10 protein-coding genes are annotated in these 13,469 nt (G+C 63.8%); 2 read left to right on the forward strand and 8 right to left on the reverse strand.

The features are described from left to right. Positions 1 to 92 precede the first annotated feature (92 nt). On the forward strand, positions 93 to 641 hold the full coding sequence (locus ACSU04_RS05110; protein WP_439285789.1) for a helix-turn-helix domain-containing protein: 549 nt from the start codon (positions 93 to 95) through the stop codon (positions 639 to 641). 20 nt (positions 642 to 661) lie between these two features. Here the strand turns inward: ACSU04_RS05110 and glsA are convergent, their stop codons facing one another. Then, positions 662 to 1,669 (reverse strand): glutaminase A, encoded by a 1,008-nt coding sequence (glsA, locus tag ACSU04_RS05115; protein ID WP_439285787.1) that lies wholly within the window; start codon positions 1,667 to 1,669, stop codon positions 662 to 664. A gap of 103 nt (positions 1,670 to 1,772) precedes the next feature. Next, on the reverse strand, positions 1,773 to 3,686 hold the full coding sequence (gene typA / locus ACSU04_RS05120) for a translational GTPase TypA (RefSeq protein WP_439285786.1): 1,914 nt from the start codon (positions 3,684 to 3,686) through the stop codon (positions 1,773 to 1,775). Positions 3,687 to 3,803: 117 nt separating this feature from the next. On the opposite strand from typA, the gene ACSU04_RS05125 reads away from it, so the two are divergent. Further along, positions 3,804 to 4,589, forward strand: coding sequence for a CPBP family intramembrane glutamic endopeptidase (locus ACSU04_RS05125; protein WP_439289427.1), 786 nt, complete (start codon positions 3,804 to 3,806; stop codon positions 4,587 to 4,589). Positions 4,590 to 4,595: 6 nt separating this feature from the next. Here ACSU04_RS05125 and ACSU04_RS05130 read toward each other — a convergent pair whose 3' ends face one another. From ACSU04_RS05130 to gcvP, 6 genes are all read right to left on the reverse strand, one after another. Further along, a complete protein-coding gene (locus ACSU04_RS05130; protein WP_439288637.1) occupies positions 4,596 to 5,060 on the reverse strand; it encodes a PH domain-containing protein in 465 nt (154 codons plus the stop codon). Positions 5,061 to 5,146: 86 nt separating this feature from the next. Beyond that, positions 5,147 to 6,793, reverse strand: coding sequence for an ABC transporter ATP-binding protein (locus ACSU04_RS05135; protein ID WP_439285782.1), 1,647 nt, complete (start codon positions 6,791 to 6,793; stop codon positions 5,147 to 5,149). Next, complete coding sequence (locus ACSU04_RS05140) at positions 6,790 to 7,734, reverse strand: ABC transporter permease (protein WP_439285781.1); 945 nt, start codon at positions 7,732 to 7,734, stop codon at positions 6,790 to 6,792. The genes ACSU04_RS05135 and ACSU04_RS05140 overlap by 4 nt, the downstream gene beginning before the upstream one ends. After that, positions 7,721 to 8,653, reverse strand: a complete 933-nt coding sequence (locus ACSU04_RS05145; RefSeq protein WP_439285779.1) for an ABC transporter permease — start codon at positions 8,651 to 8,653, stop codon at positions 7,721 to 7,723. The genes ACSU04_RS05140 and ACSU04_RS05145 overlap by 14 nt, the downstream gene beginning before the upstream one ends. 76 nt (positions 8,654 to 8,729) lie before the next feature. After that, positions 8,730 to 10,361 (reverse strand): peptide ABC transporter substrate-binding protein, encoded by a 1,632-nt coding sequence (locus ACSU04_RS05150; protein ID WP_439288638.1) that lies wholly within the window; start codon positions 10,359 to 10,361, stop codon positions 8,730 to 8,732. A gap of 231 nt (positions 10,362 to 10,592) precedes the next feature. Further along, positions 10,593 to 13,421 (reverse strand): aminomethyl-transferring glycine dehydrogenase, encoded by a 2,829-nt coding sequence (gene gcvP, locus ACSU04_RS05155; RefSeq protein ID WP_439289428.1) that lies wholly within the window; start codon positions 13,419 to 13,421, stop codon positions 10,593 to 10,595. Between the last annotated feature and the right edge of the window lie 48 nt (positions 13,422 to 13,469).

Genomic DNA, 13,469 nt, shown 5'->3' on the forward strand with positions numbered 1-13,469 from the left:
CGCATGCCGTTCGATTCGATGAACACATGCATATCATTCTGAACAGTGGACACCTCGTAGTCAAGTGAACGATCGTTTGACATGATGAACGCATGGAGGATCTCGGAACACGCATCGCCCGCACATTACGGCGGGAACGTGAAGCGCTCGGAATGTCGGTGTCAGAGCTGGCGCGTCAAGCTGGCGTCTCGAAGGCCACCGTGTCACAGCTCGAAGGCGGTTCAGGTAATCCGAGCGTCGAGACGCTCTGGGCACTCGGCGTGGCCCTTGGTGTTCCCTTCGCGGTGCTCGTCGACCAGCAGGCGAACGCCCCGACGTTGATCCGAGCCGATGATCTCGCGGGCGTCCCCTCCGCCGCGGCGGCCTACAGCGCATCCTTGCTCTCTGCGAGCCCACCAGGAGCGCGGCGAGACCTGTACCTGATCCGCGCCGAGCCTGGAGAGCCGCGACGATCGGAGCCGCACCACGCCGGCACGACCGAGCACGTCATCCTGTTGTCAGGGCAGGCACAGATCGGCCCCGCCGGCGACCCTGTGCTGCTGAATCCGGGGGACTACATCTCCTACCCCGGCGATACGCCCCACCTGTTCGAGGCGATGGTCCCCGCAACGAGCGCCGTGCTCATCTCCGAACTGCGCTGACCGACGACTTCGACTAACACTTATGGCACGGGACCCGTGAGCGGCGCCGAAGCGAACAAGTTCATCCCCAGGGCCCTGGAGAGGTAACCGACCGCCATCTGGGCACGAACGGAGTTTCCTGCACCGTCCAGCCGGGGCGAGAAGGCCCCTGCGGCGCCCTTTCCCGGCGCGACGGCGATGATGCCGCCCGAGACCCCTGATTTCGCGGGGATGCCGATTTCGAAGAGCCAGTTCCCTGACCGCTCGTACAGCCCTGACGTCGCCACGATAGCGAGAGTGTCACGACAAACCTCGGCGGAGACGACCCGCTCTCCGGTGACAGGGTTGACACCTCCGTCCGCGAGTGTCGCCCCCATCATGGCGAGGTCGTGTGTGGTGACGTTCAGCGAGCATTGACGCGTGTAGATGTCGACGATCTCCTCGGAGTTTCCCTCAAGCCGTCCGTAGCTACTGAGCAGATGCCCAAGACCTTGATTACGTTCGTTGGTCTCCGATTCGGATCGGTAGACCTCTTCCTCCAGCTCCAGCTGTCGACCCGCGAAAGCTGACAGACCAGCGTGGATGCGTTCCCATTTATCCTCGGCCGTATCGCCGGAGATCAGGGAAGTCGTGACGATCGCACCGGCGTTGACCATCGGGTTCATCGGATGCCCACCGTTGAGTTCAAGCGCCATCACTGAGTTGAACGGCATCCCGGTGTTGTTCACGCCGACGACGTCGCGTACGCGTTCATGACCATGTTCCTGGAGCGCGAGTGCGCACACGAACATCTTCGATATCGACTGGATCGAGAACGGGTGCAGCGCGTCGCCCGCATCGTGCGTTCCGCCGAGCGCATCGATCACCGAGACTCCGAACAGAGTCGGGTCCACTGCCCCGAGAACCGGAATGTAGTCGGCGACCACTCCGGCCTCAATGCCGACGAACCGGCTGTGCGCGGCAACGACCAGTTCCTCCACGCGGTGCCAGTTCGGAAGCGCACCGGTGGAAATCTCCTGCGCGACGTCGGCAAGGTCAGTCGGAATCATCTGCTGCTCCTCACGCGACGGGCTCCTGCTCACAACGTAGCCGAAAGAGGGCCCCGCCCTGCCGGATGATCCGGTGGACGAGGCCCTCGTGACGAGCTGCTGCTTACGCGTTAGCATCCTGACGCTTCAGGCGCGACGTCTCGCGAGCGCGAATCGACGCGTCGAGGTTGACCTTGCGGATACGCACGACCTGAGGGGTGACCTCGACACATTCGTCGTCGCGGGCGAACTCAAGGCTCTCCTCAAGGGTGAGCTGGCGCGGCGGAGTCATCGACTCGAAGGTGTCGGAGCTCGCGGCACGCATGTTCGTGAGCTTCTTCTCCTTCGTGATGTTCACGTCCATGTCGTCGGCGCGCGAGTTCTCGCCGATGACCATGCCCTCGTAGACCTCCTGCGTCGGCTGGACGAAGAACGACATCCGCTCCTGGAGAGCGATCATCGCGAACGGTGTGACAACACCCGAGCGGTCGGCAACGATCGAGCCGTTCTGACGCGTGCTGATGTGACCTGCCCATGCGGCATAGCCGTGTGAGATCGCGTTGGCGATTCCGGTGCCACGGGTTGTCGTCATGAACTCGGTGCGGAAGCCGATCAGGCCGCGCGAGGGAACGATGAATTCCATACGCACCCAGCCGGTGCCGTGGTTGACCATGTTGTCCATGAGGCCCTTGCGGCCCGCGAGCAGCTGGGTGATCGCGCCGAGGTATTCCTCAGGGGCATCGATGGTGAGGTGCTCGAAGGGCTCGTGAACCTTACCGTCGACCTGCTTGGTGACCACCTGCGGCTTGCCGACGGTGAGCTCGAAGCCTTCGCGGCGCATGTTCTCAACGAGGATGGACAGAGCCAGCTCGCCGCGGCCCTGAACCTCCCAGGCATCCGGACGCCCAATGTCGACAACCTTGAGCGAAACGTTACCGATCAGCTCGCGGTCGAGGCGGTCCTTCACCATGCGGGCGGTGAGCTTGTGACCCTTGACCTTGCCCATCAGCGGCGAGGTGTTGGTGCCGATCGTCATCGAGATCGCAGGATCGTCGACGTGGATCTGCGGCAGCGGGTGCACATTGTCCGGGTCGGCGATGGTCTCACCGATGGTGATGTCCTCGAAGCCGGCGATGGCGACGATGTCGCCGGGGCCGGCAGAGTCGGCCGGGTAACGCTCCAGAGCGCGGGTCTTCAGCAGCTCGGTGATGCGAGCGTTCTGGTGGGTGCCGTCTGCACGTACCCATGCGACGGTCTGGCCCTTCTTCAGCGTGCCGTTGAAGACGCGCAGGAGCGCCAGGCGACCGAGGAACGGGCTGGAGTCGAGGTTGGTGACCCAGGCCTGGAGAGGCGCCTCGTCGTCGTACGCCGGAGCAGGAATGTGCTCGAGGATCGCGCCGAAGAGCGGCTCGAGGTCTTCATTGTCCGGCAGCGAGCCGTTGTCGGGGCGGTTCAGCGATGCGGCACCTGCACGACCGGAGGCATACACGACCGGAACGTCGAGCAGTGCGTCGACGTCGAGGTCGGGCACGTCATCGACCATGTCGGAGGCGAGGCCGAGCAGCAGATCGTGGGCCTCTTCTTCGACCTCGGCGATGCGCGCGTCGGGGCGATCGGTCTTGTTGACCAGCAGGATAACGGGAAGCTTGGCCTCCAGCGCCTTGCGCAGCACGAAGCGAGTCTGCGGCAGCGGGCCCTCAGACGAGTCGACAAGGAGCACAACACCATCGACCATGGACAGGCCGCGCTCGACCTCGCCACCGAAGTCGGCGTGGCCGGGAGTGTCGATCACGTTGATCGTGATCTCCTTGCCGCCTGCATGCACACCCGTGTAGGTGATGGCCGTGTTCTTGGCGAGGATCGTGATGCCTTTTTCGCGCTCGAGATCGTTCGAGTCCATGGCGCGTTCATCGACGTGAGCGTGCTCACCGAAGGAGCCCGTCTGACGAAGCATCGCGTCGACGAGGGTGGTCTTTCCGTGGTCGACGTGCGCGACGATAGCAACATTGCGGAGGTCAGAGCGAAGGGCGTGCGCCATGCAAATTTTCCTAAAAGGGAGGGGATGCGCCGGGATGCCGACATAAAAGGATATCGCACACTGGCTGACTGCTCTCTGAACAGAGATAGACGACTCCCGTAACATCGTGCTGTGCACATGTCGAAACGCGATTTCACTCCGCCTCCGTCGCGTGCGCGCATTTGGTGGGAGATCGCCATCGTCCTGGCGTTGGGGCTCGGCGAATCAGCGATCTACTCGATCGTGCAGCTGGCGTATCGCCTGACCGATTCCACACCGCTGGCCGATCAGACAGCGACGCTGAATCCCTCACGCAGTGATCGCGAGATCTTCGATCTGATCTACCAGATTCTGTCGATCAGCTTCTCGATCGTGCCGGTGCTGCTGGTGTGCTTCTTGCTCTGGCAGGCATCGCGCCCGCATCTCGGCCGCCTCGGGCTGGACGGCACGCGGATCGGACGCGACACGGGCCGAGGAGTTCTGCTGGTGCTGGCCATCGGTATCCCCGGTATCGCGCTCTACGTTGTGGGGCGGATGCTCGGACTCTTCGTCGCGGTGGATCCCGCTGGGCTTGACATGCACTGGTGGACCGTGCCGATTCTGCTGCTCTCTGCCGCTCGCGCGTCGATCATGGAGGAGTTCGTCGTGCTCGGCTATCTGTTCGCGCGACTCAAGCAACTCGGCTGGGGCATCTGGCCGATCATCATCGCCACCTCGGTGCTTCGGGCGAGCTACCACCTGTACCAGGGTCCGGGCGCGTTCATCGGAAACCTCGCGATGGGGCTGCTGTTCGGCTGGCTGTTCGCGCGCACCGGCAGACTCTTGCCGTTCCTGGTCGCGCACTTCCTGATCGACGCGACAGTGTTCATCGGGTATCCATGGGCAGCGGCGACATTCCCCGCGCTGTTCGGGCTGCCGGGCTAGTCGCTGTCAGAGAGTGACGAGGACAGCCAGGATCGCCCAGACAGCGAGAACCACGAGAGCTGCGAGCGCTGGCATATCCCAGCTGCGTGTCAGTTCGGCATCTGAGCGCACCTCGCTGTCCGCGCGCAGGCGATGCAGTGCCGCAATGCCATCGTGGGATTGCTCCGCGGAGTCCTCGCGGGTTCGTCCCGGGCCGATTCTGCGCGAGCGAGAGCGCGCCGGGCCGCCAAAACAGCGCAGAACCGCACCGTCGTCGAACGTGATCTCAAGCTGCCAGCGCATCGCTACGCGCTTCACTCGCGACCATGGCGCCCACGTACGCCGCAAGAAGTTCTGCACTCTCACGCCGGTGAGATCCGCGCGGACGTCGGATGCGACGGCGACCACGTACACGCCCCACAGCGCAAGCAGCGGCCAGGGTGCCAACAGCAGCGCGTTGCCTATCCCCGACCGGATAGCGGCGTCAGTCACCAGTGCGAGCGTGAGGAGCGCGCAGACGACGAGGACGATGACTCCACCTGTGACTGGAAATACTCGTTTCGGTTCTGCCTCCGCCATCACCCGACGCCGCCCAGTGGCAGCGATGCCCCGGGGATGGCATCCAGCAGCCGCCGCGTGTACTCCTCGCGAGGGTTGCTGAAAATATCGTCCACTGTGCCCTGCTCGACGATCTGGCCCTGCTCCATCACGCACACGAAATCCGCGGCAACGCGGACGACCGCGAGGTCGTGTGTAATAAACAGGTAGGTCAGTCCCAGATCACGCTGAAGATCAGCGAGCAGGTGCAAGATCTGATCTTGCACCAGGACATCCAGGGCGGAGACCGCCTCATCGAGCACGACGATGTCGGGCTTCAACGCGAGAGCACGCGCAATCGCCACTCGCTGGCGCTGACCACCGGAGAGCTCATTCGGGTAACGCCAGGCGAGCTCCCGCGGCAGGGCGACCTGCTCCAGCAGATCGAGAGAACGCTGGTGTTGTTCCTCCTTGCTGCCGATCCCGTGCACGTGCAGGGGTTCGGAGATGAGGTTGCCGATGCTTCTCAGCGGGTCGAGGGAGCCGTACGGGTCCTGGAACACCGGCTGCATCCGTCGTCGCAACCGGAAGATGTCTGCACGAGACATCGTGCTGGTCGCCTGCCCGTCGATGAGGATCTCGCCATCGGTCGGTTTCTCCAGCTGCAGCAGCATCTTCGCCACAGTGGACTTTCCCGATCCGGACTCCCCCACCAGCGCGAGCGTCTTGCCCCGAGGTATGGAGAATGAGACGTTGTCGACCGCACGAAAATGTTCGTGACGGAGTCCTCCGGTGCGGATCGAGTAGTCCTTGACGAGGTCGCGTATCTCGACCACAGCGGGCGCCGTTTCCACCGGTGCCGACTTTTTATGCGCTGTAATACCGATGCGCTGAGACGCCAGGCTCGGAGCCGCCGCGACCAGTCGCTGTGTGTACGGATGCTGCGGATTGGTGAGAATTTCGGCGCTGAGACCTGCCTCGACGATCTCACCCTGGTTCATCACGAGGATCCGATCGGCACGCTCGGCTGCGAGACCGAGATCGTGGGTGATGAGCAGCAGCGAGGTGCCCCGTTCGCTGGTGAGCGAGGCGAGATGGTCCAGAATCACACGCTGCACGGTGACGTCGAGCGCGCTGGTGGGTTCGTCGGCGATCAGCAGCTTCGGATCGGCCGCCAGACCGATGCCAATCAAAGCGCGTTGACGCATGCCGCCGGAGAACTGATGCGGGAACTGATGCATGCGCCGCGCGGCGTCGCTGAGGCCAGCTTGGACGAGCACCTCGATCGCGCGGTCGTGGACTTCCCTGCGTCCCTGCGCCAGCCCGTTCGCGCGGACGGCCTCCTTGACCTGGAACCCGATCGACCAGACGGGGTTGAGATTCGACATCGGGTCCTGCGGGACGTAGCCGATCTCGCTTCCGCGGATCTTCTCCATCTCACGACGGTGGGTGCGGGTGAGGTCGGTGTTCTCGAGCATGATGCTTCCGCCGGTCACCTCGCCCGTTCCGGGTAGCAGGTCGATGATTGCGGCCGCCGTGGTGGACTTGCCGGACCCGGATTCACCGACGATCGCAAGCGTTTCCCCCTCGAGGATGTCAAAGCTCACGCCGTGCAGCACCTCGGTGAACTGTTTGCCACTGCGGAACGCGACCCTGAGGTCGCGGATGCTCAGAAGTGGTGTGCTCATCGCCGAGCCCTCTCCTTCGGGTCAACGGCATCGCGGAGAAGCTCGCCGAGAGTGATGAATGCCAGCACCGTCAGAGTCAACGCGAGAGACGGCCAGAACAGTGCCATCGGCGCGGTTCGGATGCTGGTCTGCGCCTGGCTGATGTCATTGCCCCACGACATAATGCTGCCGCCGAGGCCGACCCCCAGGAACGACAGCACGGACTCCGCGACGATCGCGCCACCCAGGCTGAGAGTGGCGACGACGATGACCGGCGCCATCGCGTTCGGCAGCACATGCGAGAGCAGAGTCCGGAAGCGAGAGAGGCCAACGGCTTCTGCTCCCATGACGAAGTCAGCCTGTTTCACCCTGAGCACTTCCGCGCGCATGATCCTCGCCGTGGACGCCCAGGCGAAGCCGCCGATGGCGAACGCGAGCACGAGTTCATTGCGCACCGGCACCACCGACATCACGACGATGGCCGCGATGATGTAAGGGATGGTGAAGAAAATGTCGCCGACGCGAGAGAGCAGCGAGTCGAGCCAGCCCCCATAGAATCCCGCGTATGCGCCCATCACCATGCCGATGATCGTACTGATGAGGGTTGCGAGCACGCCCACGATGAGCGACGTGCGCGTACCCCAGATGATCCGCGAGTAGACATCGCATCCTTGCCGAGTGAAGCCCAGCGGATGCCCGGATTCCGGCTCTCCGTTGCTGCTCGCAAGTGTGCAGCCGTTGTTGGGCGCCACGTTGGTGAACAGCGACGGCCAGACAGAGACAAGGAGCACGAGCAGGACGAACGCGGCGGAGATCCAGAATATCGGCCGACGCCGCAGATCGCGCCAGGCATCGAGCCAGAGATTGCTGCGTTTGGCGTCGATTCGAACGACGTCCACCGGGATGGAGGTTGTATCCACGGGAGCGACATAGTGCTCCACGTGCGCGTCAGGTCGAGACATAGCGAATCCTCGGGTCGAGCAGGCCGTAGAGAAGATCCACGACGATGTTGATGAACACATACACGACGACGAACACTGTGACGAAGGACACCACCGTGGGGTTCTCACCGCGAATGATCGCCTGATACAGGGTGTTGCCGACGCCGGGCACATTGAAGATGCCCTCCGTGACGGTCGCGCCCACCATCAGGATCCCGAAGACCGTGCCCAAATCGGTGACCATCGGGATGAGCGAGTTGCGCAACACGTGCACCGGGATGACGCGACTTTTTGAGAGACCCTTGCTGTACGCGGTACGCACCCAATCCTGACTGAGCGTCTCGATCGTCGAGGCGCGCGTGAGCCGCATGCTCGTGGCGTAGACGCTGAATCCCAGTACGAGCGCCGGCAGCCACAGGTCACCCCAGTCGTTGCGTGCGCCCACCGTGGGTCTGAACCAGCCGAGTTGCACCGCGAGAAAATACTGCGCAAGGAACGCGAGGACGAAGATCGGCACGGCGATGAAGATGAGCGCGAGGACAAGCATCGAGTTGTCGAAGATGCCGCCCTTACCCAGAGCGGAGAACAGGCCGATCACGATGGCCAGAATGAACGCGATGCCGATCGCCATCACAGCGAGCCGCAGCGTCACAGGGAATGTGCGGACGAGAGTCTCGATCACCGGCTGGCCGGAGAAGCTCACGCCGAAGTCGAGACGGAAGATCCCGCCGATGTAAAAGAAGTACTGCACGATGAACGGCTGATCGAGGTGATACTGCGCGCGCAGCCGCTCAAGAAGAGCCGGATTGGGCTGGCGGTCTCCGAACAGCGCGGCAATGGGATCGCCGGGCATCGCAAAGACCATGAAATAGATCAGCAGGGTGGCGCCGAGGAACACCGGAATCGCCTGCAGGATCCGTTTGAGGATATAAAGAGCCACCCTCAACCTCCCTTCGAGTACGGGCACAAAGCGACGAGGCGATGGTGGTGCACCACCGCCTCGTCGTTTGTCGGTGTCAGCCGATCTTGGTTATCTGCTCGTACAGCGGCACCGAGTTCCAGCCGAACTCGACGTTCTCCACCGTTTCGGAGTAGCCGCCGACGACGTTGGAGTACCACAGCGGCAACGCCGGGAGATCCTGCAGCAGCACTTCCTGCGCCTGCTGGAAGAGGGCGTTCGCCTCGTCGGCATCCGTTGCCGAAATACCCTCGGCCAGCAGCGTGTCGAACTCCTCACTGGAATAGTCGCCATCGTTGGAGCCAGCGTTAGTCGCGTAAAGCGGCCCGAGGAAGTTGTACAGACCCGGGTAGTCAGCCTGCCAGCCGGTGCGGAACGCGGTCTGAATCGTGCGGTCGGTGATCAGCGCACGCGCTTCGGCGAAGGTCGGGTACGGAGCACCCGACGCTTCGATGCCGAGCGTGTTCTTGATCGAGTTGACGGTCGCATCGACCCAGGCCTGGTGACCGCCATCGGCGTTGTACGCGATCTGGAATTCCCCGGTCCACGGGCTGATTGCGTCAGCCTCGGCCCACAGTTCTGCGGCCCTCTCAGAGTTGAATTCCAGCACCTCGGCGCCTGCGAGTGAATCGGACCAGCCGTCGATGACCGGCGAGGTGAAGTCGCTGGCCGGCGTGCGTGTGCCCTGGAAGATCACGTCAGTGATCTCTGCGCGGTTGATCGCCATGGACAGCGCCTGACGACGCAGGTTACCCTCTTCGCCGCCGAAGTGCTCAAGGCGATCGGGGATCGTGAAGGACTGGAAGATCGCTGCCGGCTGGTTCACCGCGCGATCGCCGAGGTCAGATTCGAACGTCTCGAATGCGGAGTCCGGGATGGCGTCGAGGACGTCAAGCTCACCTGCGAGGAGGTCAGCGTACGCGGCATCCTGCGTGGCGTAGAACACGATGTTCAAGCCGCCGTTGGCCGGGGTGCGCGGGCCGTCGTAGTCGGGGTTCACGACGAGATCGATCCCGACGTCATGCTGCCACGCGCCTTCACCGTCGGGCATGTAGGGACCGTTGCCGATCGGATTCTCGCCGAACGCATCGAGGTCTTCGAAGGCAACATCGGGTAGCGGGTAGTAAGCCGAGTAGCCCAGGCGCTGCGCGAAGTCGGAAGCTGGCTTGTTCAACGCGATGGTGAAGGTGTAGTCGTCGACCTGCTCCAGGCCGGTCAGCTCAGAGTCCTCGTCGTAGCTGAAGCCTTCGATGTCCTCGAAGAAGTAGCTGGAGAGGTGTTCGTTCGACGCAAGCGCGCCCTGGTTCCATGCATTAATGAAGTTGTCGGCGGTGACCTCTTCGCCATCAGTGAAGGTAAGCCCTTCGCGGATCTTGACGGTGAGGTGCTGTGGGTCGTCGGTCGTGATCTCCTCGGCGACGTCATTGAACACCGAGCCGTCGGCCGCGTAGCCGATGAGCCCCGCGAACATGGCGTCGAGGATCTTGCCGCCACCGGTCTCATTCGTATTGGTCGGAATAAGCGGGTTCTGCGGCTCGGAGCCGTTGACCGAGATGATGGCTGCGGTGTCGCCGTCGGCGGTGTCGCCGGTATCGGTGTCCCCGCCGCCGCCGCTTGCGCAGCCAGCCAGCGCCGTAACGCTCGCCGCGAGTAGCCCCGCGCCTGCGAGGGTGATCTTGTTTCGCTTCATTGCGAGTCCTCCTGTGGACAGTTACAGGCGTGTTCTGCATCGAACCCGCCCCGTTGTTCCGAGGCTAACCCCGGGAGCAACTGAACGATAGGTCTGTTAATCAATCGTTACTGAACGATCGGACAGAAATTAAATGTCGTAGGGGCGTAGGCTCCACGAAACGACAAAACCACGCCGAGACGCACCCTTTTCGGGTGCGTGTCGGCGTGGTTTTGCGGTCTCGAGCCAGGGCTAGGCAAACGCCTCCACCGGAGGGCAGGAGCACACCAGATTGCGGTCGCCGTACGCCTGGTCGATGCGGCGCACCGGAGGCCAGTACTTGCCTGCCACCAGCGTGGGCAGCGGGTATGCGGCATCCTCCCGCGTGTACGCGTGGTTCCACTCCCCCGCGATCAGCGACACCGCGGTGTGCGGCGCATGCACAAGCGGGTTGTCATCCGCGGGCCAGCGGCCCGCCGCCACGGCATCCGCCTCGGCCTTGATCAGGATCATCGCCTCGATGAAGCGATCGATCTCCCCGAGGTCCTCCGACTCCGTGGGCTCGACCATCAGCGTGCCAGGAACCGGGAATGACATCGTCGGCGCGTGGAAGCCGTAGTCGATGAGGCGCTTGGCCACATCGTCCACGGTGACTCCGGTGGCTTCCTTGAGCGGACGAAGATCCAGGATGCACTCGTGCGCGACGCGACCACTCTCACCCGCGTACAGCACCGGGTAGTGCTCGCCCAGACGCGCGGCGATGTAGTTCGCCGACAACACGGCAGCAGCTGTCGCATCGCGCAGACCCGCAGCGCCCATCATCCGCACATACGACCATGAGATCGGCAGAATCCCGGCCGAGCCATAGGGCGCAGCGGAAACCGGACCGCCCGCGAACTCGTATCCGCCTGCGTGCGTCGTGCGCTGTGCGAGCGGATGCGATGGCAGGTGCGGCGCGAGATGCGCCTTCGCTGCCACTGGACCGATGCCGGGGCCACCACCACCGTGCGGGATCGCGAACGTCTTGTGCAGGTTCAGGTGCGAGACGTCGCCCCCGAGGTCACCGAATCGTGCGTAGCCGAGCAGTGCGTTGAGGTTCGCGCCGTCGACGTACACCTGTCCACCAGCGTCGTGCACGGCAGACGTGATCTCGACGACGTCCTGCTCGTACACACCGTGCGTGGACGGGTAGGTGATCATGAGCGCGGCGATCGACTCAGCGTTGGCGGCGATCTTCGCGCGCAGATCATCCAGGTCGACGTTGCCGAGCTCATCGCAGGCAACGACGACGACCTTCATACCGGCAAGCACAGCGGATGCCGCGTTCGTGCCGTGCGCGGACGAAGGGATCAGGCATACCGTGCGGTGCTCTTCGCCGTTGGCCAGGTGGTAGCCGCGGATCGCGAGGAGCCCGGCAAGCTCCCCCTGCGAGCCGGCGTTCGGCTGCAGCGACACCGCGTCGTAACCAGTGACCTCGGCGAGCCAGCCCTCGAGCTGATCGATCATCTCGAGGTAGCCCTCGACGTCGGATGCCGGAGCGAACGGGTGGATGCCGGCGAACTCCGGCCACGTGATCGCCGCCATTTCGGTGGCGGCATTGAGCTTCATCGTGCATGAACCCAGCGGGATCATGCCGCGATCAAGCGCATAGTCGCGGTCGGCGAGGCTTTTCAGATACCGCATCATCGCTGTCTCGCTGCGATGAGCATGGAAGACGGGATGCGTGAGATATTCGTCGGTGCGGTGGAGAGCCTCGGGCAATGCGCCCGCAGATCCGGCACTGAACGTGCCGAACACACGCTGTTCCTTGCCGCCGAACAGCAGCGCGGTGCGGTGCAGATCGGTGTAGTCGGTTGTCTCGTCGACCGAGATGCCGATGGTGTCTGCATCAACCTGCCGCAGCAGAATGCCGAACTCCTCGTGCGCACGTGCAACGAGCTCGGCCGCCGTACCGGGAACACGCACCTGCAGGGTGTCGAAGAACGACTCATGGATGATGTCCGCACCGGCCTCGGCGAGCCAGTCGCGTAGCAGCACCGCCTTCGATGCCGTCTCTGCGGCGATCGCTCGCAGCCCATCGGGCCCGTGATAAACGGCGTACATCGCCGCCATGACGGCCAGCAGCACCTGCGCGGTGCAGATGTTGCTCGTCGCCTTCTCACGCCGAATGTGCTGCTCGCGCGTCTGCAGCGAGAGGCGATACGCGGGCTTGCCATCGGCATCCACCGAGACGCCGACGAGGCGCCCGGGGAGCTGACGCTCGAGCCCCGCGCGCACGGCCATATAGCCGGCGTGCGGGCCACCGAAGCTCATCGGCACGCCGAAGCGCTGCGTGGTGCCGACGGCGACATCCGCACCGAGGGTTCCCGGCGAGGTGATGAGGGTGAGGGCGAGCAGGTCGGCAGCCACGACCGCAAGGCCGCCAGCGACATGCGCCGCATCGATCACCGCGGATGGATCCCAGACGAGACCGGATGCCGCGGGGTACTGCACGAACACGCCGAATAGCTCCTCCGGCAGCGCTTCACCGCCGGAAAGATCACGCTCGACCAGTTCGATGCCGAGTGCTGCAGCGCGGGTCTCGAGCAGCGCCTTGGTCTGCGGGAAGGCATCCGCGTCGACCACAAACACGTGGGACTTCACCTTCGAGGCACGCCGCGCCAGCAGCATCCCCTCGGCGACAGCCGTCGATTCGTCGAGCATCGACGCGTTCGCCGTCGACAGCCCGGTGAGGTCGGCGACCATCGTCTGGAAGTTGATCAGCGCTTCCAAACGCCCCTGCGAGATCTCCGGCTGGTACGGCGTGTAGGCCGTGTACCAAGACGGGTTCTCCAGGACGTTGCGCTGGATCACGCTCGGGGTGAGCGTGCCGTAGTAGCCAAGGCCGATCATCGAGCGGTTCACGCGATTACGGGAGGCGAAGCCACGCAACTCGGCGAGCGCTTCGGCCTCCGTGGCAGCCGGCGGGATCACCGACGTCCCTGAGGCAGAGGTGTAGATCGATGCAGGCACGGCGCTGCGCATCAGCGTCTCGAGAGAGGAGGAGGCATCGGAGGTATCGACACCGAGAGCTTCCAGCATGGTGCGCTGGGTCTCGGCGGTCGTTCCGATATGGCGATCGGCGAAAGT

The sequence above is a fragment of the Microbacterium sp. A84 genome (assembly GCF_051842815.1).
In the GTDB taxonomy this organism is placed as follows: Bacteria; Actinomycetota; Actinomycetes; order Actinomycetales; family Microbacteriaceae; genus Microbacterium.

Excerpts from the sequence above, each read along its gene's own strand:
- ACSU04_RS05110 (WP_439285789.1), top strand. The coding sequence starts at position 93 with ATGGAGGATCTCGGAACACGCATCGCCCGCACATTACGGCGGGAACGT.
- glsA (WP_439285787.1), bottom strand. The coding sequence starts at position 1,669 with ATGATTCCGACTGACCTTGCCGACGTCGCGCAGGAGATTTCCACCGGT.
- typA (WP_439285786.1), bottom strand. The coding sequence starts at position 3,686 with ATGGCGCACGCCCTTCGCTCTGACCTCCGCAATGTTGCTATCGTCGCG.
- ACSU04_RS05125 (WP_439289427.1), top strand. The coding sequence starts at position 3,804 with ATGTCGAAACGCGATTTCACTCCGCCTCCGTCGCGTGCGCGCATTTGG.
- ACSU04_RS05135 (WP_439285782.1), bottom strand. The coding sequence starts at position 6,793 with ATGAGCACACCACTTCTGAGCATCCGCGACCTCAGGGTCGCGTTCCGC.
- ACSU04_RS05140 (WP_439285781.1), bottom strand. The coding sequence starts at position 7,734 with ATGTCTCGACCTGACGCGCACGTGGAGCACTATGTCGCTCCCGTGGAT.
- ACSU04_RS05150 (WP_439288638.1), bottom strand. The coding sequence starts at position 10,361 with ATGAAGCGAAACAAGATCACCCTCGCAGGCGCGGGGCTACTCGCGGCG.
- gcvP (WP_439289428.1), bottom strand. The coding sequence starts at position 13,421 with ATGCTGGAAGCTCTCGGTGTCGATACCTCCGATGCCTCCTCCTCTCTC.